Annotated in this window: 22 protein-coding genes; 10 read left to right on the forward strand and 12 right to left on the reverse strand. The window is 45.9% G+C overall.

Going from position 1 to position 22,557, the window contains the following annotated elements:
* Window positions 1-159: 159 nt before the first annotated feature.
* The 4 genes from QMY49_RS17295 to QMY49_RS17310 all read right to left on the reverse strand — a co-directional run bounded on the left by QMY49_RS17295 (window position 160) and on the right by QMY49_RS17310 (window position 2,962).
* On the reverse strand, window positions 160-549 hold the full coding sequence (locus QMY49_RS17295; protein WP_009697233.1) for a cytochrome b562: 390 nt from the start codon (window positions 547-549) through the stop codon (window positions 160-162).
* Window positions 550-649: 100 nt separating this feature from the next.
* A complete protein-coding gene (locus QMY49_RS17300) occupies window positions 650-1,402 on the reverse strand; it encodes a phosphatase (RefSeq protein WP_283316807.1) in 753 nt (250 codons plus the stop codon).
* An 87-nt stretch (window positions 1,403-1,489) separates the two neighbouring features.
* Window positions 1,490-1,930, reverse strand: coding sequence for an SRPBCC family protein (locus tag QMY49_RS17305; protein ID WP_005448715.1), 441 nt, complete (start codon window positions 1,928-1,930; stop codon window positions 1,490-1,492).
* Window positions 1,931-2,038: 108 nt separating this feature from the next.
* A complete protein-coding gene (locus tag QMY49_RS17310; RefSeq protein WP_017188606.1) occupies window positions 2,039-2,962 on the reverse strand; it encodes a DMT family transporter in 924 nt (307 codons plus the stop codon).
* Between the two features lie 131 nt (window positions 2,963-3,093).
* Here QMY49_RS17310 and QMY49_RS17315 point away from each other — a divergent pair, with 131 nt between their 5' ends.
* The 3 genes from QMY49_RS17315 (at window position 3,094) to QMY49_RS17325 (ending at window position 7,883) form a co-directional block, all read left to right on the forward strand.
* Window positions 3,094-3,984: a LysR substrate-binding domain-containing protein gene (locus tag QMY49_RS17315; RefSeq protein ID WP_050937467.1), complete on the forward strand. Its 891-nt coding sequence runs from the start codon at window positions 3,094-3,096 to the stop codon at window positions 3,982-3,984.
* A 521-nt stretch (window positions 3,985-4,505) separates the two neighbouring features.
* Window positions 4,506-5,534: a S1 family peptidase gene (locus tag QMY49_RS17320; protein ID WP_050933140.1), complete on the forward strand. Its 1,029-nt coding sequence runs from the start codon at window positions 4,506-4,508 to the stop codon at window positions 5,532-5,534.
* A gap of 123 nt (window positions 5,535-5,657) precedes the next feature.
* Window positions 5,658-7,883, forward strand: a complete 2,226-nt coding sequence (locus QMY49_RS17325; RefSeq protein ID WP_009699559.1) for a sensor domain-containing phosphodiesterase — start codon at window positions 5,658-5,660, stop codon at window positions 7,881-7,883.
* On the opposite strand, the gene fliJ is transcribed toward QMY49_RS17325, so the two are convergent.
* From fliJ to QMY49_RS17365, 8 genes are read right to left on the reverse strand one after another with little or no spacing between them, the layout of a single operon-like run.
* Entirely contained in the window at window positions 7,878-8,318 is a 441-nt protein-coding gene (gene fliJ / locus QMY49_RS17330) for a flagellar export protein FliJ (RefSeq protein WP_005448699.1), read from the reverse strand. The genes QMY49_RS17325 and fliJ overlap by 6 nt on opposite strands.
* A gap of 9 nt (window positions 8,319-8,327) precedes the next feature.
* A complete protein-coding gene (gene fliI / locus QMY49_RS17335) occupies window positions 8,328-9,680 on the reverse strand; it encodes a flagellar protein export ATPase FliI (protein ID WP_283315707.1) in 1,353 nt (450 codons plus the stop codon).
* A complete protein-coding gene (fliH, locus tag QMY49_RS17340) occupies window positions 9,673-10,428 on the reverse strand; it encodes a flagellar assembly protein FliH (protein WP_005448696.1) in 756 nt (251 codons plus the stop codon). Before fliH ends, fliI begins: the two co-directional genes overlap by 8 nt.
* A 4-nt stretch (window positions 10,429-10,432) precedes the next feature.
* Entirely contained in the window at window positions 10,433-11,452 is a 1,020-nt protein-coding gene (locus QMY49_RS17345) for a flagellar motor switch protein FliG (RefSeq protein ID WP_005448694.1), read from the reverse strand.
* Window positions 11,415-13,166, reverse strand: coding sequence for a flagellar basal-body MS-ring/collar protein FliF (gene fliF / locus QMY49_RS17350; protein WP_005448691.1), 1,752 nt, complete (start codon window positions 13,164-13,166; stop codon window positions 11,415-11,417). Before fliF ends, QMY49_RS17345 begins: the two co-directional genes overlap by 38 nt.
* Window positions 13,167-13,169: 3 nt before the next feature.
* The gene (gene fliE / locus QMY49_RS17355) at window positions 13,170-13,526 is read right to left on the reverse strand and encodes a flagellar hook-basal body complex protein FliE (protein ID WP_005448690.1); all 357 of its coding nucleotides are present in this window, start codon (window positions 13,524-13,526) and stop codon (window positions 13,170-13,172) included.
* Window positions 13,527-13,541: 15 nt separating this feature from the next.
* The gene (locus tag QMY49_RS17360; RefSeq protein ID WP_009696357.1) at window positions 13,542-14,873 is read right to left on the reverse strand and encodes a sigma-54-dependent transcriptional regulator; all 1,332 of its coding nucleotides are present in this window, start codon (window positions 14,871-14,873) and stop codon (window positions 13,542-13,544) included.
* The gene (locus QMY49_RS17365; protein WP_283315713.1) at window positions 14,873-15,892 is read right to left on the reverse strand and encodes a MotY family protein; all 1,020 of its coding nucleotides are present in this window, start codon (window positions 15,890-15,892) and stop codon (window positions 14,873-14,875) included. Before QMY49_RS17365 ends, QMY49_RS17360 begins: the two co-directional genes overlap by 1 nt.
* 381 nt (window positions 15,893-16,273) lie before the next feature.
* Here QMY49_RS17365 and QMY49_RS17370 point away from each other — a divergent pair, with 381 nt between their 5' ends.
* From QMY49_RS17370 to flhA, 7 genes are read left to right on the forward strand one after another with little or no spacing between them, the layout of a single operon-like run.
* Window positions 16,274-17,092 (forward strand): FliM/FliN family flagellar motor switch protein, encoded by an 819-nt coding sequence (locus QMY49_RS17370; protein WP_017817315.1) that lies wholly within the window; start codon window positions 16,274-16,276, stop codon window positions 17,090-17,092.
* The gene (gene fliN, locus QMY49_RS17375) at window positions 17,089-17,457 is read left to right on the forward strand and encodes a flagellar motor switch protein FliN (protein ID WP_005448686.1); all 369 of its coding nucleotides are present in this window, start codon (window positions 17,089-17,091) and stop codon (window positions 17,455-17,457) included. Before QMY49_RS17370 ends, fliN begins: the two co-directional genes overlap by 4 nt.
* Window positions 17,458-17,475: 18 nt before the next feature.
* Complete coding sequence (gene fliP / locus QMY49_RS17380; protein WP_005448685.1) at window positions 17,476-18,243, forward strand: flagellar type III secretion system pore protein FliP; 768 nt, start codon at window positions 17,476-17,478, stop codon at window positions 18,241-18,243.
* A gap of 12 nt (window positions 18,244-18,255) precedes the next feature.
* Window positions 18,256-18,525, forward strand: coding sequence for a flagellar biosynthesis protein FliQ (gene fliQ, locus QMY49_RS17385; RefSeq protein WP_005448684.1), 270 nt, complete (start codon window positions 18,256-18,258; stop codon window positions 18,523-18,525).
* On the forward strand, window positions 18,525-19,301 hold the full coding sequence (gene fliR, locus QMY49_RS17390) for a flagellar biosynthetic protein FliR (protein ID WP_005448682.1): 777 nt from the start codon (window positions 18,525-18,527) through the stop codon (window positions 19,299-19,301). Before fliQ ends, fliR begins: the two co-directional genes overlap by 1 nt.
* Window positions 19,298-20,425, forward strand: a complete 1,128-nt coding sequence (gene flhB, locus QMY49_RS17395; protein WP_005448680.1) for a flagellar biosynthesis protein FlhB — start codon at window positions 19,298-19,300, stop codon at window positions 20,423-20,425. Before fliR ends, flhB begins: the two co-directional genes overlap by 4 nt.
* A gap of 31 nt (window positions 20,426-20,456) precedes the next feature.
* A complete protein-coding gene (gene flhA, locus QMY49_RS17400) occupies window positions 20,457-22,547 on the forward strand; it encodes a flagellar biosynthesis protein FlhA (RefSeq protein ID WP_005448679.1) in 2,091 nt (696 codons plus the stop codon).
* Window positions 22,548-22,557: the final 10 nt, after the last annotated feature.

Genomic DNA, 22,557 nt, shown 5'->3' on the forward strand with positions numbered 1-22,557 from the left:
AAATTTCACATAGCGTAACCAATTCTGAGTGCTAGCTCAAAAAGAGGATTCATAAGTGGCTGCTACCTCACAGGTTTTCTTGAATACTGTGATTGACAGGCACAAAAAAGCCCGCCGAAGTGGCAGGCTGATGGTCATCTTTTCAAGTTAGATAAACGGTTAGCTAAACAGCTTACTCCAAATACTTGGGTTACGCTTATCGTGGTACTCTTCGCGTAGACTATCGATTTCACGTAATTGATCTTTCGCTTCTTGTAGCTTGCCCGCATCGAGATCAGCTTCAATCTTATCTAGCGTTACCGTCAACTTGTTAAAGCCTTCTAGGTAGATATCAAACTTCTCTGGTGGGTAATTACCACGCTTAGATTGTTCGACGATCGCTTGCAAGCTATCAATCGCAGATTTCATGGTTTCAACATCAGACGCTTCCGCCGCCTGTTTGAATTCCATCTTCATCTGCTTCATGTTTTGTTTTAAATCGACGGCTTCTGCCATTGCATAAGTTGAGCCTAACGCAATCACACACCCCAGTATTAAAGGACGTAACATCTTCACTTCTCCATTGAATGCCGAATTCTGAGTCGGCTTTTTAATGCGAGCAGTGTAAAGCAATCCCTTAACACTTGCATAACCAAAAGTGTAATCAAGTTTATGCGTTGCGAATCTCGTCATACTCTACGATTGGCTTACGACCGCGCAACTCTAAGAAGGCTAAGAATTGTTGTGATGAGTGAGTAATAACTTTGCTACTGTCGATACCCACTCTGTCCATTAACTCGCCGACTAAGCTCAGATTACCCACATCATGGCAGAAGTGTGCATCGCTGCCGGTAGTGAAAAATACACCCAATTCTTTGCCGATTTGTGCAATCTCATGGCAGCGGTCTACACTACCGACGCGGCTATTGCCCTTCAGAGTGGTGTTGTTAATTTCAATCGCTACATTGTGCTCTTTAGCGCACTTCAGCACAGCTTCAAAATCAAAGTCAAAGTTCGGGTTACCTAAGTGACCCAACGCATCAACACGACCATTTTTGATGATATTCAACAACGCTTCCGTGTGCGTGGCACTATCTGCAGGGCGGAATACTGGCTCATGAAAACTGGCAATCACCCAATCCAAATTTCGATCAACGCTGTCGGGAATGTCGATATCACCTTGGGTGTTCATGATGTTAGATTCAACGCCACGAATGATCGCAACCCCCTCAAGAAAACGAGGCAGAATTTTCTGGTTAGAGAAAAACCAGTAATGAGGCGCACCCGGCATTGATTCAGCGTGATCGGTCGTACAGAACATATCAAGTCCGTTCTCTTTTGCCGATTTCGCGTTTTCAATCAACGTACTGTATGCGTGACCACTGGCGTACGTATGCGTGTGGGTATCAACCTTAAATTCCATCATCAACTCTCTTGGTGCGCAAATTGGCGGCTATTGTATACCCACAAGTCACCTGTCGTCAGCCCAATCTTAGCTTGCAACCTCACCCTATTCTTCGCTGATAGTTTTGATCAAAGGCAGAGCCTTCTCCCAGCCGTGGTTGAACATCGACACAAAATCACTGTGAGTGTGAATGGTTATACTCAGCAATAAGCGATCCTCCAAAGTATCGATCTGATAGATCTCTCGCGATCCGATCCACTTTGACGCTAAGTCTCCATCCAATTGCTGCCGATTATCTGGGTTAAAAATGGCAACATGATGAAACTCCAGTTTTTGTAGCGGCTGTACCGTGTCAATTATCGCTCTCGTTCCGCCCATGTCTGGGTCAAAAAAGGTCATGTCACAACCTTCTTCCCATGCGCCATCAAATTGAGACTGAGGCGAAAAGGCTTGTGCCCATCGTTTGTATAGTTCGACATCGGTCAGCACGCTCCATACGCGCTGAGGTGTCGCGGCAATCTCGACGTGATAGTTTAAAGTCAGCATGTTTTCTCTCCCTGCACCTTTCTTGACGCTAGCTCATTCTGATTAAAAATCAAACAACCACTGACGTTTACACTTCATTTGTCACAGCTTGCTAGGCTAAACCTCCCCTTAAGGTGTTTTAGCTCGCAGTACATGTACGCGGCGTGCCGAGAACCTAACCCAACAGGTATTCAATACCGTCGCTAACACAATCAAACTCACTCCTGCAACTTGGCTATGACTCATTTGGTCGTCAAAGAAGGTCCATTGCCATACTGCGGTAAACAACAGATTGGTGAATATCAGCGGTGCAAGCTGCGAACCACTGCTTGCAAGCTGGTACGCTTTGGAACGGAATACTTGCGTATTAATAATGAGTAACGACATCAAAAATACGAGTGCAGTATTGGGCGTTTCAAAAGTGCTTATCGATAGGGAATTAACCAACATACTCGTATCATTCACGAACACGAGTGGCAAGATAAGCAGTGCCGCAGTGCCAAAGGTCCAAAAATTGATTTCTAGTGGTGATAGACCACTCTTACTTGCTTTGTAGAGCGTCAATTGAGAACCCGAGTTAAACAGCCCACCAGCTAACCCCAAGAGCAAATCGATACGCCATGTAAACTCGCCATCCGCACCTGCCAATAAAATCACACCTGAAAACGCCATAACGAGCGCTACGATAGTCGACATTCGAATCTGACCACGCATAAACAGCTTCTCGACGATGGGCATAAACAGCGGTCCAGTTGCGAACAGTACAACCCCTTCAACCAAGGTGAGCGTTTGCAAAGAAGCAATGAAACACAACTGACACATTGCAATGAAAAGAGCACGCAGAACAATTGGTTTAATAGTACCTGCAGTAGGTAAAGTCAGATTCTTGAAGCGCAGCATGACCAATAAAATGAGAGCTGGAGTAAAGAAGCGTAAAAAACTGAACATGGTCACGGATAAATCATCACTGAGCTGCTTTGCTAACAGCCCTGTAACAGATAAGCTTAATGTCGACATCAACATAAAGATGACGGGTTTATTTTCTTCTTTCATTGGATACTCCTTAATTCACGGAGTATTTTAGGAAAAGGCGTTAGTGATAAATAGCGAGTATTTTTAAACGCTAATGTAAGTAAAACTTACAAGTTAAATTAAATCCAGTTCATAGAGAGAGCCGAAGCAGTATGCGCAAATTAGTCCCACTAAAATCCATCTACGCATTTGTCGCTGTAGCGGAGACAGGCAGCATGACAGAAGCCGCCCACCTACTCTCTGTGAGCCACTCTGCGGTGAGCCAAGCCATCAAATCGTTAGAAGGTCAGGTCAATAAACCTTTGTTTGATCGCATTGGTCGCCAAGTCAGACTCAACAATGATGGTAAAAAGTATTATCGCAAAGTGGCGCCTGCGTTGGAGCAAATCGTCGATGCCACTGAAGCTTTGATTCACGATCAAAACTCCAAGCGTATTACGCTCAATATGGTTAACTCACTTGCTTTGCATTGGTGGATCCCTCGCATGTCGAGCTTGCAAGATTTCGCCCCTCAGTTGGATGTTCGTCTGTCTAATTTGGTGGGATTGTTTAGCTTAGAGCAAGAGGGGATTGACGCTGCGGTCGTGCATGGCAGTCCTCAAGAGTGGCAAGATTACTATTGTGAAAAACTGAGTGAGGATGAGTTAGTGTTGGTGTGCAGTCCCGAATTATTAGAGCAGCCTGATAACCGAGACATTCAGCAACTGCTATCAACTTACCCCATCATTGAAGTCACTAACGATCGCCGAAAGCATGACTGGCAAGTTTGGGAAGAAGAGACAGGATTACTGCGACCTACCAATAAAAAGCCAATGACCTTCAATATGTCCATTCAAGCGGTGCAAGCAACGACAAGACGTTTGGGGTTATTGGTAACCCATCGTCTATTTGTCAAAGATGACATCAAATACGGGCAATTGGTGGAATTGGGCGAGCCTGTGGTCAACCCATACCAGCAGTTTTACTTTGTTTGCCCACCACACAAACTCAAACAGGAAGCCTTTCATTTACTGAGGTCTTGGCTAAGACAAGAGTTTAGCTGATACGCCAACATGCCCGTGTGCTAGAGCAGCGATCACACGAATTGTATTGAACCTAAAATTTCGCAGCACAAAGGTGCAATCGATTGAGTATTAAACTGAGATAATCGACTTTATACCCAAGTGACTTCACGGTGCAGGATTCAGAGCGTTATCATTGATTCGAGAGTAAGGAAAACAACGCAGTGTAATAGCTAGCTCTTTCCAAGTTGTTTGACGCAGCCTTTTGTTTGACTAAAAAAACGAGTCGAAGACACGCTCCCAAAGGGCACTCTTCGCAAATAGTAAGGGCCTTGGCTTGTATACTTTGTTGCCGATTCTTGATTTAGAATGACTAGATCTTTAAATCGCCGCCGCGTCTACAAACCAAGTCATTCTTGCTGAATCTAGCATCTCGAGGTTACTTGGGTATAACGTGGATTTATTTGCATCACGAGTGAATAGATTAATGCCGGAATTGGTATAAAGTAAAAAGAGTGCTTTTGAAATCCAAGGATGGCTTTATGAGGTTGTATCATTTCTTTATGAGTGGCGTTGTTCTCATTGCCCCACTTTCTAGCTCAGCCGAAACGATGGGTGAAGTCAGTTCACCTGACGTGAAACCTTTTATTATTGGCGGACAACAAGCTACAGCCAACCAACTCCCTTTCTTTGCACGCGTCATTTTACACCGTACGGGTTCCAGTCAGTTTGCCAACATTTGCGGTGGTACCATCGTTAATGACAGGTACATCATGACCGCAGCACACTGTGTCGAACCGAGTGTCTTCACTGGCGGATGGACAATCAACGATCTTCGCGTGTTGGTAAAAAACCCAACCATGAACGATGTGTTTGTGGAAGAATTTAAAGACGTGCGAGCTATCACCATTCATCCAAACTACGATCCAGATGACCTTTGGATTAACGATATTGCTGTCTTGGAGCTCACGCGTCCAATTACCGACAACGTCCAATCCATCACACTACCACAGGACTTTGGCGACTACAGTGAGCAGACGGTATATCAAATCTTTGGGCTTGGACAAACCTCAACGAACGACACATCAGGCCCTAACTATCTACGCTGGGCAGAAATCCAACCCTTAACAGATTTACAGTGTGCCTCACTTGTTTCAGGCTTTAACTCTCAAGAAAGCTTGTGCGCTAATGGCTTCCCTAACCGAACTTACACTGGGATATGTGCAGGAGACTCTGGTGGTCCTTTGACCTATCAAGACACCAACGGGGATTATCAACAGATCGGCATAGTGAGCTACGGATCTTCGGTTTGCGAGTCTCCCGCTATTCCTAGCGTATTTACAGAAGTACTCAATTACACTTCTTGGGTCGAGGCGCAAACCAGTTCCGGAGTAAAAACGGTCTACAACGCCGCTCTGGCTGCAAGCGAGGATTACCATAGCGAAGGGGATTCAGGGTTCGATCCGGAAGACACCACCAGCAATGATTTTGGCAATAATAACAGTGGTGAAAGCAGTGGCGGTTCACTTGGTTTCGGGCTGGTCACTCTTGGCAGTTTATTCGCTTGGGTCAGACGCCGTCAGCCCTTGTAGCACGTGCCTTAAACCTTACTTACAATTTTTAGAATAAAAACTCTAAAACTTATCATTTTCCAGTACATCTTAAGCCGATAATCCTGTTATTATCGGCTACCCAACTACTTTCAGATCAAGTCCATGAATAATGCTGCATCGAGTCGCCGTATTTCAGCGATGCTGTTTTTGACTCTTGGCGTCATATTGTCCGTGTTTGCTGGTTTTGCGCTGTCGCAGATGTTTGTTATTGAGCAAGATTCCTTTCAGCTAATTTCTGCCGTCAGCTCCGTCATGATAGTGAGTTTTCTTCGTTATCAATGGCGCGCATTGCCTGCAGTAATACTCGGGTTATTCGCTTATTATTTTTGGACCGGAAGAACACTCGAACATGCGTTGCTTTACGCTTTCACTGTTCCATTGTTGCCTTTCGCATTTTCTAGCTTGTTTCATTACCTCAACAACCGTGCCCTCTATCAACCCGCAGAGCAAAGGATCACTTTATTCTTTGTCGTCATTGGGTGCTTATTTCCGTTCGCTAATACGATCAAGATGATGTTGGTCAACACCTTTGTTGATGGCCAATTTCTAAGTCCGGACTTTTTGTTCTATGCCACACTAGGGAATTACTTAACTCAGTTGTTGGTGACACCTATTTTGTACGTCATGGTGAGCTTACTCACCGATACCGACACACAATCGTATCTTGCCTTAGACAAGCGTTTAAGAGTTTCAAACTCCCGCTGTCGCGGCTACATAACATGGCTAGTAAGCTGTATTGCCATTTTTATTACTGCGGTACTTTCTTCATCTTCTTTCATGCTCAACTCGCTGAGCTTCTTTGCCGTACTTCTTGTCGTGATTGGTTTAGCTAAGCACGGACTCATTCGCCCACTGTTTGTTGGCGCGCCGTTCATTTTATTGATCATTAATGACAGTATCAGCCACTACAACGCAGGCTTAATTGGTGACAAACAGTTCTATGGTTTGCTGATCATCATTACCGTGCTCACTACCTTGGCGTATTTACTCGGTGGCTATTCAGTGAAGCTGTTCGAGATGACACAAAGACAGATTCGTTCAGAGCGGATTGACCCGTATTCAGGCTTGTCCAACATCGCCCAGTTAAAAGAAGACATCAGTCGTCAACGCCATTCCCTGTTGCTCTATCTTGATCTGACGCCAACGCTTTCTATGCTCACAGACCTCGGTCATGAGGGTAAATCGCAATTAATCATGCAACTGAGTGAGTTTCTTTATTCTCGCAACGACAGTATCAATCGCTGCTACCGCCCACCTTTCTCTACAGGGTTGTTGAGTTTTACTCATTACTCAGACCTCGCAGAGGAAGAGTTGCAAGAAGTCGTGGAGTATCTAGAGAGCTTTCAATTCTATTGGCGTGGCACCTCTGTTGCTCTTGTTTCGCCAACGATATTTTGTACCGTCGTTCATCACGGGCAAGACATTGAAAAGGTGGTGTCGATTTTGTGTGATCAACCACCTCAAAGCGATCGCAGTATTCATTGGATTAACGCACAATCGTTCGAAATGGACCGCGTCGATAAACTCAACCATATCCAACAGGTGTTTAAGCGCGAGCAGTTTGAACTGTTCTGCCAACCATATATGAAGCTCTCAGGTGTCGAAGAAACTAAGCACAGTTTTGAAGTGTTGTTACGCCTAAAAGAACAAAACGGAAAAGTGCTCTCACCTGCGGCATTTTTTCCTCTGATCAACCAATTCGGATTAGAGATAAAACTTGATCACTGGGTGATCATCAACACGTTTCGAATGCTTGGGGACAAGGTAAAAAACTGGGATGACATTGGGCATTGCGCGATCAATCTTACCGCGAAAACCCTAAGTGCAGAAAACCTAGCCTCTCGCATTATAGAGAGTGCCAAAAGCTTTAATGTACCGTTGGAAAAGATTTGCTTTGAGATTACCGAATCTTCAGCACTCATCAATGAACAACAAGCGATTGAAACCTTAAGCTTGTTACGCAAACTCGGCTGTAAAGTCGCAATTGATGATTTCGGTACTGGTTACGCTAGCTTTGCGTATTTGCGCCGCCTGCCATTAGATATTCTGAAGATTGAAGGGGCATTTGTACGTGAAATCACTAAGAGTGAAACCGACCGATTGATCGTCAGTTCCATTGCGACGGTTGCGAAAGAAATGCACTTAGAAACCGTCGCAGAGTTCGTAGAAACCGCAGAACATAGCGAGATATTACGCAGTTTGGGGATCAACTTTGCACAAGGTTATGGCGTCGCAAAGCCTATGCCGCTGAGTCGTTACCTAGCGAACCTCTTTGACCACCAAGACAAGAAAGAACAGTTACCAGCGCCAGAGTTCGCAACTTTATAGCGGTTTGCGTTTTAAGCGGGAATTGATGATGTCTTCAATCAATTTCTGCTCTTTCTTGGCTTTCTCATAATTTTGTTTACTGCGCCAACGTTCCAACACTTTCTCTAGCCCCTGCACTCGGGCATGTTTGTACTCAAGGTGTTTTTGTACCGAAGCGCATTCTGCTTGCATCACGGCTTGTTCGTGTTCGTGGTGGTGAAGCATTTTTTGTAGCATGTGATCAACGCGATTTAAGTTCATCAGCGTCGCGCTATTAAGCACAGGTGTTGCAAGGGCGGATTGACCCGCATGGTTTTTGAGTTCAGAAAGCTGCTCTAGCTGCATCGCAAGATGAGAGTGACGCTGCCGCATCACATCGAGCTGCTGCCCCACTCTATCACGCTGCTTTTCTTCCATTTGCTGCAGCTTACCAACAGCTTTTAGTTTGGACTCCATGCTGTAACCTTATTGCACCTCACTCTGGAACATCTGCGCCAACGCCGTCAAACTGGTTGGGTAGTCTACGGCTTCATTTGCAGACTGCTGTAGATAAGCACGCAATTGCGGATACATAGAAACCGACTGATCCAACTCAGGATCTTGCCCTGGTTGATAGCCACCCAGTGGTAATAACTCTTTAACTTGCAGATAGTTGGAGTAAAGCTGACGAAAGTTATTAGCAATCGTGCTGTGCGCCTCGTGAGTACAAGCGTTCATACAACGGCTGATAGAAGCATTGATATCAATCGCTGGGTAATGCCCTTGCTCAGCCAATTGACGAGACAACACAACGTGCCCATCCAAAATTGCACGAGCAGAATCAACCACAGGATCTTGTTGGTCATCACCTTCGGCAAGCACGGTATAGATTGCGGTCAGACTGCCATGCGGGTTTTCGCTGTTACCCGCTCGTTCTAAAAGCTGAGGCAAAACGCTGAATACCGAAGGCGGATAACCTCGTGATGCTGGCGGCTCACCTAAAGACAAGGCAATTTCTCGCTGCGCCATCGCATAACGCGTCAAAGAATCCATCAGCAGCAATACGTCTTTACCTTGATCACGAAAGTACTCAGCAACTCGGTGACAAAGTAATGTAGCGCGCAATCGCATCAGTGGTGATTCATCCGCGGGTGCGGCGATAATCACCGCTTTCTGACGGGCTTCTGGTGTTAGGTTTCGTTCAATAAACTCGCGGACTTCTCGACCACGTTCGCCAATCAAACCCACGACAATCACATCTGCCTCTGTGTTCTGCGTGATCATTCCCATCAAGACACTTTTACCGACACCACTGCCAGCCATCAAGCCAATGCGCTGCCCTTTACCCACGGTCAATAAACCATTGATAGCACGAACGCCAACATTAAGAGGCGTATCGACCGGGCGACGTTTAAGTGGGTTGATCGGTTTAGGTTCAAGTGAAACACGATCTCCCCCTTTAAGTGGCGCACCGTCATCGAACGGTTCACCTAATCCGTTGACCACCCGCCCTAACCATTGCGAACTAAGCTGTACCGTGCTGTCTCCATCCAGTGGAATGACTTTGGCACCAGCAAATAAGCCACCTAAACGGCGAATAGGCATTAAGTAGGCGACGGTATGATCAAAGCCAACCACTTGCGCTTCGATCATATCCCCTTCTGCGGTTTCAACTAGGCAACGTTGTTCCAGTTTGAAACGACAGCCAACGGCTTGAAGCATCAAACCATTTACTTTGATCAATCGCCCTGTCACTCTCGCAACGGGAATTGAATCGAGCGACGCTAATGCATCGCTCAAACGCTCACTTAATACTTCATGGCTTAAGGTGCTATTCATCTTCGGTTTCAACCTGCGGAATCGACACTTCATCAAGCAAGTGCTGCTTTACGTTGTCCATACAAGCTTCCAAGCGTGAATCGCAGCTCGCATCAGCTTCGGCATCTTCGGTGACAAGCTGACAACCGCCCACAGGCAACTCGGCATTTGCAACCAACTTCCAAGCTGATGGCAAATCTGCATTGATCTGATTAATACGCTCTAAATCCTGCGGATTCAAATGCACAATCACACTCTCCGCTTTGCCCGGCATTGCCGATAGCGTTTCATCAACCAAGGCTAAGATTTGCTGTGGCATTAAGGTCAGCTCAGCACGAATAACCTGCTGCGCCACCTTTTGTACTAACTCGCAAATCATGTGACGTTGTTGCTGTTCCTTTTCGTTCTGCCAACGAGACAGAGCGTGGAACAACTCATTCACTGGTTTCGCCGCTTCCATAAAACCTTGCTTTCCAGATTGCTCTCCAGAAATAAACCCTTTTTGAAAGCCTTCTTTTTGTCCATCAAGCAAGCCTTGTTGTTTACCCTGCTCAATACCTTGACGTAGACCTTCATCATGACCTTGCTGTAAACCCTGTTGAAAGCCAGCCTCAAGCTGTTGCTGAATATCAGCTTGAGTATCTTGCCAACCTTGATTTTCCAGCGCGAAGTCATCTTCAATATTTACTGGCTGCGCCAAAGGTGGAAAGCGATGTAAACGGTAACCACTTGGGGGTAAACGCATGGTATTTGGTGCTTTGTCTGCCATTGCGTTACTCCACCGTTGGCTCTTCGTAAAGTAGCAGTTGAATTTCGCCCGACTCATCGAGCTCACGAACTAGCTGCATAATGTCCTGACGTGCACGCTGCACTCGGCTCAATACCACAGCGCCGCGCAGTTCCATATCGTCTTCTAACGCTTTAACCATACGTTGAGGCATAGAACGTTTGATTGCCTGCTGCATAGTAATCTCGGAGCCTTTCAATGCCACAGCCCACAATTCCAATGGGATCTGTTGAACCAGTGCATCCATGGTTTCTTCGCGCTGACGACCCAACACCATGAAGTCGAACATGTTCTCTTCGATTTCATTCACAACATCCTCGTCGTGCAGTTTGAGCATTTCCATCAAGGACGCGCGGTCACCTTCAAATCGGTTAATGATGTCTGCCGCTTGCTTCACACCAGACAAAGGCGTGGTTTGGCTAGCAGAAACCTTGTCAATGCAACGTTCTACAAGCTCGTGCAAATCGTTCGCAACTTGGTGATCGATATCTTGCAACTGAGCAATACGGAACAAGATCTCATCATGGTAATCCTGCGGCAGGTGCTTCAATACGGCTGAAGAACTGTCCGCCGGTAGATAAGCTAAGAAAATAGCCTGCATCTGTGGGTGCTCGTTGACGATAAATCGTGCCAACGTTTCCGCCTCTACCCACTGTAAACGCTGCATGTTATTGCGAATTTCATCGCCATACAGGTTGTTGAGCAACCCCTTTGCCAAATCGTTACCTAACGCTTTACGTAGCGTATTGGACAAGTATTCTTTCGACGCGCCACGAATGCCGCTGTGCTCTCGGAAATCTTCAAAAAAGTTTTGGATGACACCACGAGCAGAATCACTTTTGATGCCATTCAACTTCGCCATTGCGCGAGTCACACGCTGGGTTTCATCACGAGTAAAGTTTTGCAGCACTTTCGCAGCCGCGTCCTCTCCCATCCCCAGTAGCACAAGGGCGGTTTGTTCTACATAACTAAGCGTCTGTTTTGACGTCAACGGCGCTGTGTTCATTGATGTTTACCCATTGTTTCAGAATTTCGGCTACACGCTCTGGCTCTTCGTTGGCAATAAGCTGTAGGTGTTTCAATTGAATCTCAAGTGGAGAGCCTGCTGGCGGTAACATGTCACTGTTAACATCCAATCCAGACGAAACGGCAATCCCTTTCTCTGATAGTTTGCGATTGAGCACTTCTTCACGCTCACGCTCTTCACGAGTTTGTAGGTTGTCGTAATCCGGTTCGATTTGCGGCTCAGCAAACTCCAGCTCAGGAGCAGGTTTGTCTGCACCTGTGAGATGCATGATAAGCGGACGAAGAACAAAGAAGATCATCGCCAAACCCAACATTCCACCAATCACGTAACGCAAAGGCTGCTGTACCGTCGGGTCTTGCCACCAAGGCATTGCCGGCGGCGCGTCAATCTCGATTGGAGTGAAGTTGAAGCTCATAAGGCTCAAGCTATCACCACGAGCGTTTGAGATACCAACTGCGTCCATGATCATGGTCGAAATTTGCGTTTTATCGGCTTCGCTCCAAGCCACACCATCCGGCGCCGCTTGTGAGTTCAGCAAGACCGAAACACTTAATTTGTCTATCTGACCTTGTTGGTATTGAGTACGACGAACACTGCTACCCACTGCGTATTGACGGTTGATCTCCGAACGCGCATTTGAGTTCTGGCTGTCATTCGTTGGCGTTTCACCGGTGACTGGCGGTTGGTTGCTCAATGAACCAGGGATACCAAGAGCGATTTGGTCAATTGAGTTATTTTGAATCGTATGCTCATTACGGACCACTGGAGCGTTGTCTAGGATTTCTTGCGTTTCTTCAACTTGGCTGAAATCCATATCTGCCGCGACTTGAACACGGAAGTTACTTGGTCCCACGATTGGGGTCAGCATGTCAGCGGCACGTTGAATGATCTGTTTCTCAACGTTTTTTTGATATTCAAGGTATTTGGCGTTCACTTTGCCAGCTTCAGCAGAAGCAACGTCTGCACTCAGTAGGCGACCGTATTGGTCAACGACAGAGACAAACTCCGGCTTCATTGCCGTCACACTGCCAACCACCAAGTTAATGATCGCTTCAACTTGCTCAGGCTTAAGGTCTTCACCCGGTTTAAGCTCTAGCATGACCGAAGCCGACGGGTTTTCCGTATTTTGACGTACAAACAGGGTTTGACGAGGAATAGCAAGGTGCACACGTGCGTTTGCGACTGAGTTTAGAGACATGATAGTACGTACTAACTCACCTTCTAAACCATGACGGTAGCGTGCAGTTTCCATGAACTGACTGGTACCAAGAGAACTGTCTTCTTTTAATGAATCAAGACCCGTTGGCAGCTTCGCTTTTACCCCCTTTGAAGCCAAAAGCATACGGATACGTGCAACCTCACCTTCAGGAACCAACACTTGTCCATTTTGCTCTTGCATACGGTAGCTGATGCCTTCCGTTTCTAATACCGACACAATCTCGCCAATATCAAAGCGTTCTTGCTGGCTATATAGAGGACGGAAGCTCTGAGAAGAACTCCAAAGCGCGACCACAATGAGCGCGGCAACAATAGCAGCCAATACAGCAGACAACACCAGGTTGCGTTGGCTGCTTGACCACAATTGCTTGATTTTGTTTGTAACGTCATCCATTCCATTGCTTGAAGAGAATGACTGAGTGGTGCCAGTATGCATTGCAGAAGTACCGGCGACTTGAGTGGATAGTTCTGACATGTATTACACCGGCATCTTCATAATATCTTCAAATGACATCACGACTTTGTTGCGCACTTGCATCAAAGCATTGAATGAGAGACTCGCCTTTTGGCTTGCAATCATTGCCCCGACCAAATCATCACTTGCCCCAGTTTCTACAGCCGTCATTTTCTGGCTTGCGACTGACTGATGTTGATTGACCGTATCGAGCACGTTCGTCATCGCTTGTGAAAAAGAAATTGGAGTATTCAAGGTTTTCTGATCAAGTGGGTTTGCACTTACCACAAATTCCGGAGGTTGAGCTTGTGTTCGCATCACCTCCATTTTTGACAGCATTAGCTGCTCTGCTGAAACCGCATTGGTTGGTTGACTTGCCATCTTTGTTTTCCCCTTTTAGGCAGCCGAGCCAAGCGCCGACTGTAGATCAATACCGTGCTCGCGCATTGCCGCGAGCTTGTAACGTAACGCACGGGTAGAGACACCCAATGCGTTTGCGGTTTTGGTTCGGTTTCCACCAAACTGACGTAATTTATCTAGAACAAATTGAAACTCAGCTTGCTTCTTCGCTTCGACATGTCCAAAGCTTGAAACAGGCTCAACAGACTGGACTGGTGTTAACAATTCAATCGGCAACATCAAGTCATGGGCGGTAATGTAATCACCGTGACGCATGACTAAAGCGCGTTGAATGACGTTTTCGAGTTCACGAATATTGCCTGGCCAGTGATATTGGCTCAGTGCCGAAATCGCATCTTGGGACAGATGACAACGACTGCCATCTTGGTATTTTTCGATGAAAAATTGGCTGATCGGTAAGATGTCTTCTTTGCGCTCACGCAGCGGCGGCCAATGCAATGGCAGCACATCCAAACGATAGTAAAGGTCTTCACGGAACGTGGCTTTTTGCACTTCTTCACGCAAGTCTTTGTTGGTCGCCGCGATCACTCGGATATCCAGTTGAATTGCTTTGTGACTGCCAACTCTTTCCACCTCACGCTCTTGAAGTACGCGTAATAGTTTCGCTTGCACTGCTGGCGACATCTCACCGATTTCATCCAACAAAATGGTGCCACCATTGGCTTCTTCGAATTTGCCGCTTTGTGAGTTTGTTGCTCCGGTGAACGCGCCTTTTACATGACCAAACAACACCGCTTCCAACATGGATTCTGGAATAGCCGCGCAGTTGACCGCAACAAAAGGTCCATCCGCTCTTGGAGATTGCTCATGCACATAGCGAGCAAGCACTTCTTTACCCGTACCCGATTCACCAGTAATAAGGACGCTTGCATTAGTGCACGCTGCGCGATGAGCTAATTGAAGCACCTGTTTGCTACGCCATGATTCCGCCACAATGTTTGCCAATGGCTTACCTAAAGCTTCTACGCGCTTAAGTAAGTTCAGTAATTGGTTGGTTTCGAACGGACGAAGTAGGTAGTCTGTCGCGCCTGACTTCATTGTTTCCGCAGCTAAGATGCCCTGTTCTTGATCGACAATAGCGATCACGACACCAGCATTGCGCTGCTTCTGATGACATGCCACAAACTCACGCACACACATATCAGGCAAGTTAGAACTCACCAGAGTGATACAAGCACGCTCTTGCAAAAGTGCGCTACGACCAGTGCGGCTGTGTTTTGTCGAATATCCTGCATTCTCAAGTACACCCAACACTGGTTGAGCAAGGTTTTCATTTGGCTCAACCAACAAAATATCTGTTTTCGTCATCATTGAACCTTTACCTTCTCTTGTTGGGGTTGTTTTACTTCTGGGCGATTTTTCGCAATCACACGTTCATTGTCTCGAACCAGTCTTAATGTGACTCGGCGATTTTTGGCTTGTCCGGCTGACGTGTTATTACTGGCGATAGGGTAGCGAGCACCATGGGCACGAATTTCAATCATGCTGCGCTCAGCACCTAGCGCAACAAGGGCATCTGCGACTTGCTGGGCTCGTTGACGTGATACGCTTAAATTTGCAAGCTGAGAGCCTACATTATCGGTGTAACCATCGATCAAAATCTTAGTGACGCGCTCATCGACAGACACATAACTGTATAAGGCGGCCAATGTGTCTGATTGCTTAACACTTAATTGCTTTTGACCAAAATTAAATGGCAGATTGATATCGCGTGCTTGGGAAAACGAAAGCTTAGGCAAACGAGCGCGGCACTGGTTGAAGGACTCCAATGCACTCTGCATTCGGATAGTTGGTAACGTTACAGCGCTAATAGCGGAAGGATTACTTCCGTCAAGTGACAATGTCACCCAACGACCTGAAGCAACTTGCTCCAGTAATGCATCTGCACCATGGCTAAACTTAAACCGATTCGTCGCCACTTTATACTCAGCCAACACCCCATCTTTCGTATAAAGCTCATTAGACCATGGGGCATTCTCACTACTTAGCACCGCGCTATTCCATTTATTGTTGTTATTTCGAACATCTGCAATAAACGAAATTTGGCTATTTGGTTCCGCTAGGAAATAAAACTTCCCCTGTGGAATATTTGAATGCATCAAGTTGCACTCAAACTTATTTCCTTTATATGTCCAATTAGAAAGATCCATGGGTATGGTGATCTTTTCTCCAGCAACTGAAGAATTAGACAAGGTTAATAGTGCAATAGAAAATAAGCTTGAAAATATTATTAAGCCATTTCTGCCTAGGTATATCTTACAAAGCCCTGACATAGAATGGTTAATTAAATATGCCATCAAATTAGGAAATTTGGCATAGGTAATCATATTAAGACCCTATTCTGAAATATTAAAATTGGTCAACAAACGCCCACGAAAGCAGGGTTCATTCTTACTTAAACTTAATTTGACCAACAAAAAATGGTTTGTATTGCATGAGGTTAGATGATTTTATTATCTTTCAACCCTAAATAGTTGAATTAACACCATCTTAGCTTCCGCTTGTTATATTTTTTATTAACTATTTTATAAGCCACAACCTAACTCTTTTTAAATTTCATTAAAAGTGCATATAGTTACCTACAAATCAACATGTGAACTAAAGTCACAATAATCAAAGTTGACACTAAAGGATCATTAAATTTTATGTATAGACTGGCCGCCATTAAGTTGAAGCAGTTTAGATTGTTAACGCACGGTAAAATATAGATGGAAAACAAAGTTAACGAGCCTATTTCCGACATCAATTTGTTAGATGTAGAATTATTAGGCAAACCTATTCATATCATTCGTGAAAAGCTCGAAATTTTGATTTCAGAATCCTGTTCCAGCCTCACAAATGAATTGCAAAATTGGCTCAGCTCAAACAAAGTCGAAGCGAGCTTAGTTTCTGTCGAGCTGCATCGGTTCTCGCCAACGCTGTTGGATAAGGACCAAACGTCCACTTACCAACATCAAGATGAGGGCATGGTGTATGTTCATGGTGATTCGCAAACTCTGATTAAGTTAGCAGACCGTTTTTACGGCGCAACGACAGAGCGCAGTTCAACCTCATTAACCGCTAGTGATTTACGATTACAAGAACGGATTAGCCGAATCATCACCAATTGGCTCGCTCCTCAAGAAATGTGGCAACTTTGTGAGTATGAAACGCCACGCGGAATTGGCTTACACGCCGAACTTTCCATCGCGTTTGAAGACTATCAGGGCACCATTCACCTCAAGCTAGACAGTGCGATGATTCAAACTCTGATTGAGCAGCTGGAAATGCACAGCGATGCCGATCTGTATCAGCCGTTTTGTCGTTCTTTAGAATCCACCCCCGTTCGTCTCAACGTCGTGCTAAGCAAAAAAACCATGGCGCTCAGTGACGTTGTGGGGCTACAGCCTAACGATATTTTGCCAATAGAGCTTCTAAATACCGTGCCTATCAGCATTGGTCCCCAAACCCTTTTCACTGGTCGTGTTGCCGAGCAAGACGGTCAGCTTGTTTTGATTTTTAACCCAGATAAGGAATCGCAGCGATGAGCGAAGCGCAAGAGAACACAGCATTCGACGCCGATGAATTAAATTTTGATGATTTTCAGTTGGAAGATTTTGAAACTGAGCCAACTTTTAAAGCTGAACCTGTTGCCGAGCGCGATTTGAGTTTCTTCAAGAGCATTCCAGTGACCGTAACACTTGAAGTCGCGAGCAAAGAGATACCGTTAGGTGACTTGATGAAAGCTGGTGAAGGTACCGTCATTGAGCTTGATAAACTCAACGGTGAGCCTCTAGATGTTAAAGTTAACGGGTCGCTAATGGGACAAGCAGAAGTCGTCGTTGTTAACGATAAATATGGACTTCGCCTTATTGATGTACACGACTCCGCACTTAGCGGTGTAGGTCGATAAGTTCGGATGGATTGCGCAATGAATGTTCTGAGTGTTTGTCAGCGTCGACGATCTTTGCTGACGATGGTGGTGTTCGGTTTATTACTGTTTGCACTGCCAACCATGGCGGCGGACAACGGCTTAACGATCCTATCGGTCTCCGACGGCGACACACAACAAGAGTACAGTGTGAAGCTTCAGATTCTGTTGCTCATGACAGCACTCAGCTTCTTGCCAGCGTTTATCCTCATGGCCACCAGCTTTACGCGTATTATCGTCGTACTAGCAATTTTGCGTCAGGCTTTAGGTTTGCAACAAAGCCCACCAAACCGAGTGTTGGTGGGTATTGCTTTGACGCTGACGATTCTAATTATGCGTCCCGTTTGGACTGACATTTACGACAATGCGTTTAAGCCCTATGACAACGGTGAAATTACTTTGGTTCAGGCGTTTTCTGTAGCTGAAAAGCCAGTCAGAAGCTTTATGTTAGCGCAGACGCACCAAAGCTCATTAGAGCAGATGTTACGTATTGCGAATGAGCCAATAGATCAAAATGTTGAAGACATTTCTTTCGCTGTTGTACTGCCAGCATTTGTGATCAGTGAACTCAAAACGGCTTTCCAAATTGGCTTCATGTTGTTTATTCCATTTTTGATCATCGATCTGGTGGTCGCTAGTGTCTTAATGGCAATGGGTATGATGATGTTGTCACCTCTGATCATCTCCCTACCCTTTAAACTGGTCATTTTTGTTCTTGTTGATGGTTGGGCGATGACGGTTGGTACCTTGTCTGCCAGCTTTGGGTGATGGGAGAACATCATGACACCAGAATTAACCGTCACTCTATTCTCTGACGCAGTATGGCTTATCATCTTGATGGTGGCAGTGCTTGTTGTACCTGGTTTGATTGTTGGTTTGTGTATTGCGGTATTTCAAGCCGCAACACAGATTAACGAACAGACACTGAGTTTCTTACCGCGTCTATTAGTCACACTCCTTATGGTGATTTTCGCAGGTCACTGGATGCTGCGAAAAATCATGGAGCTGTTCGATTACCTATTCCACAACATTCCGGGGATGATCGGCTAATGACGATCTCGTTCGCGGAATTGTCCATGATTCTTGGTCAACTTTGGTGGCCATTTTTCCGTGTGGGCGCGGTGTTTATCTCCATGCCTTTTTTCGGAGATGCGCTTATTCCTGTTTGGGTGCGCAGCTTGCTCGCCCTTTCTATTGTGGTGATCACCGCTCCACTGATGCCACCCATGCCAGAAGTCGAACTCTTCTCTATGACGTCTCTGTTTCTTGCTTTCGAGCAAGCAATCTGGGGCGTGATGTTTGGGTTGATTCTGCATATGCTATTCAATGTCTTTACCATGCTTGGTCAAGTCATCTCTCTGCAGATGGGTTTAGGTATGGCGATGATGAATGACCCAGTGAACGGACTTTCGGTCGCCATTCTTGGACGTATTTTTCTGATTTTTTCTACTTTGCTGTTCCTTGCACTTGAAGGACATTTGTTGGTTATCGACATTGTTATTCAGAGCTTTGTCGTTTGGCCGGTCGGCTCAGGTATTACCGCTCTATCTCTTCAAGGCATTATCAACATATTTGGGTGGATGTTTGCCTCTTCACTTGCTTTAGCGCTACCGGCTATCGTGTCCATGCTGCTTGCAAACATCAGCTTTGGTGTGATGAACCGAGCAGCCCCGTCACTTAACGTGTATGCACTCGGCTTCCCGATGACCATGTTATTAGGTCTATTCAGTGTTTTGATTTCAGTATCTGGCGTGCCAAGCCGCTACACCGCATTGGTGCATGACACGATTCGTTTTCTGAACAACTTTATGTTGGGGGGCTCATGAGCGATCAGTCGTCACAAGACAAAACCGAGAAAGCCTCCCCCCAGAAGGTAAAAAAAGCCCGCCAGGAAGGGCAGATTCCTCGCGCAAAAGAGTTCACGACTGCTGTAATATTTTTAGCGGTGGCGCTGTTCTTTTATTCTCAACTGAATGGCATTTGGGAAAGCGTCTCGGGCGTATTCCGCTACAACATGACCTTAACTAAAGCAGACTTAGAAAATCCAAAACAGTTGGTTGAGCACCTAGGTCAAAGTTTGGCTGTCATTATTGAGATGCTGTTACCGCTTTTCACGGTGATCATCATTGTGACCTGTGGCAGTAGCATGGTGCTAGGTGGCTGGATGTTTCGACCAGCCAACGTGATGCCAAAGCTAAGCAAGCTCAACCCTATCTCAGGTATTAAGCGCATTTTCTCGACTCGCTCAGTCGTTGAGCTGTTGAAATCAACCTTCAAGGTTTTGGTTATCTTCGGCATCCTCTATGGCTACTTGGACAACCATTTGCAGCCGCTACTTGGTATGCAAAACTTGCCATTGAGCCAAGGTTTTTCTCTGATCATGTCGATTTTGTTCGAAGGTCTACTGCTGATGGGGTTTGCTCTATTACTGTTTGGAGTTATTGACATTCCTTACCAACGTTGGGAACACCTCAAGGAACTACGAATGACCAAACAAGAGCTCAAAGAAGAGTTCAAAAACAACGAAGGTCGCCCTGAAGTCAAACAACGTATTCGACAAATTCAACAACAGTTTGCTCGTCGTAAAATCGACAAAATGGTGCCAACTGCAGACGTAGTGATCACTAACCCGACTCACTACGCCGTCGCATTGAAATATGAGCCATCACTTTCTGATGCGCCATTTGTGGTCGCAAAAGGCGTCGATGAGACCGCAATGCACATTCAACGTATTGCCCGCGAGAACAAGGTCGAGATCATCAACTCGCCACCTCTTACTCGTTCGATTTATCACACCACCGCAATTGAGCAAGCCATCCCAAGCCAGCTCTATATCGCTGTGGCTCACATTCTAACTTACGTTTTGCAATTGAAAGCCTTTCGTAAAGGGGAAGGAAAAGAACCAACACCTTTGCCTCACTTTTCAATTCCAAAGCATTTGCAACACTGATTAACCCGCGTTTACCCAAGGACACGAGAGTATGTTTAACCGGTTAAAACAACTTCAAACTTCCACCAAAGGCTATATGGGAATTCCAATTGTCTTGCTGATGGTTTTGGCAATGGTAATTTTGCCTCTACCACCATTACTGTTGGATGCGCTGTTTACCTTCAACATCGTTTTAGCGATTCTGGTATTGCTGGTCAGCACTACAGCAAAGCGACCACTCGACTTTTCAGTTTTTCCAACTATTTTGTTGGTCGCGACGTTATTACGCTTAACACTGAACGTAGCATCAACGCGTATCGTATTGCTTGAAGGTCACAACGGTGGAGATGCGGCAGGTAAAGTTATCCAAGCCTTCGGTGAAGTGGTTATCGGTGGTAACTATGTCGTTGGTATGGTGGTGTTCATCATCTTGATGATCATTAACTTCGTCGTGATCACCAAAGGTGGTGAGCGTATTTCTGAAGTATCCGCTCGCTTTACCTTGGATGCCTTACCAGGTAAACAAATGGCGATCGATGCCGACCTCAATGCTGGTTTGATCGACCAAGAGACTGCACGTCTGCGTCGTAAGGAAGTCGCGAACGAAGCCGATTTCCACGGCTCAATGGATGGTGCATCTAAGTTCGTTCGTGGTGATGCTGTCGCAGGTTTGCTGATCCTATTCATCAACATCATTGGTGGTATCAGTATTGGTGTATTCGAGCACGGATTACCTGCTTCCGAAGCCTTCAAGACTTATGCCCTACTGACCATTGGTGACGGTCTCGTTGCACAAATCCCATCACTATTACTTGCTACTGCCGCTGCCATTATCGTTACTCGTATCAACGATAGCGACAATGGCATGTCAGAAACCATGCATAAGCAGCTACTGGCAACACCAGCAACCTTGTTCACCGTTGCTGGCATTATGGTGGTGATTGGTATCGTACCAGGTATGCCTCATTTGGCATTTTTCACCTTTGCTGCAGTATTGGCATTTGCTGGATGGCGACAAAGTAAAAAGCCCGTTCAAGACCCACAAATTGACCAAGTAGAAGCGCTTTCTCATGCAATGCAAGAAGAAGAGACCACGCTAACTTGGGATGATATTCCACACGTTCACACTTTGTCTCTTGCCCTAGGTTACCGCTTAGTACATTTGGTCAACAGAGAACAAGGTGCACCTTTGGCACAGCGTATTCGTGGTGTGCGTCGCAACCTCTCTGAACAAGTGGGTTTCTTACTGCCTGAAGTCCGTATCCGCGACAACTTAAGCTTAAAGCCAAATCAATACACCATCGCTCTAAATGGTGAAGTGATTGAACAAGGCTTTATCGAACCAGAACGCTTAATGGCAATTGCTGTTGGTGAAACCTATGGCGAAGTTGATGGTATTTTAGGAAGCGATCCCGCTTACCAATTGCCAGCCGTTTGGATTGAACATCAAGACAAAGCCAAAGCCCTGAATATGGGTTATCAGGTGGTTGACGATGGTACGGTAATCGCCACCCACATCAGCAAGATCATGAAGACCAATTTGGCAGAGTTGTTTACGCACGATGACGTAGAAGCCATGACTCAACGCCTTACAGCACAAGCGCCAAAACTGGCTGAAGCGTTAGCGGCAGCATTAACACCAGCCCAGCAACTTAAGGTTTATCGTCAGCTTCTGCTTGACCAAGTGCCACTAAAAGACATTCGCACCATCGCCAATACCATGTTGGAATCATCGGAAAACACCAAAGATCCAATTTTGCTTGCTGCAGACGTACGTTGCGCACTCAAACGCACCTTGGTCAACTTAGTCGCAGGTCAGAAAAACGAGTTGAACGTCTACGCCTTGTCTGACGAACTCGAACAGATGTTGATGACATCACTGCAACAAGCACAAGCAGCAGGCACGGTCATGCTAGACAGTTTCCCGATCGAACCAAACATTCTTGGACAGTTCCAACAGAATTTACCCTTGATTCGTCAACAACTTAAGCAGCAAGGTCTGCCACCAATTTTACTGGTGATGCCTCAACTGCGACCATTGCTGGCACGTTATGCTCGTACCTTTACCCAAGGGTTGGCAGTACTGTCTTACAATGAAATTCCAGAAAACAAACAAATCAACGTGGTAGGTAACCTTGGATAATCTCATCTCA

Source organism: Vibrio harveyi (genome assembly GCF_030060435.1).
GTDB classification, from domain to species: domain Bacteria; phylum Pseudomonadota; class Gammaproteobacteria; order Enterobacterales; family Vibrionaceae; genus Vibrio; species Vibrio harveyi.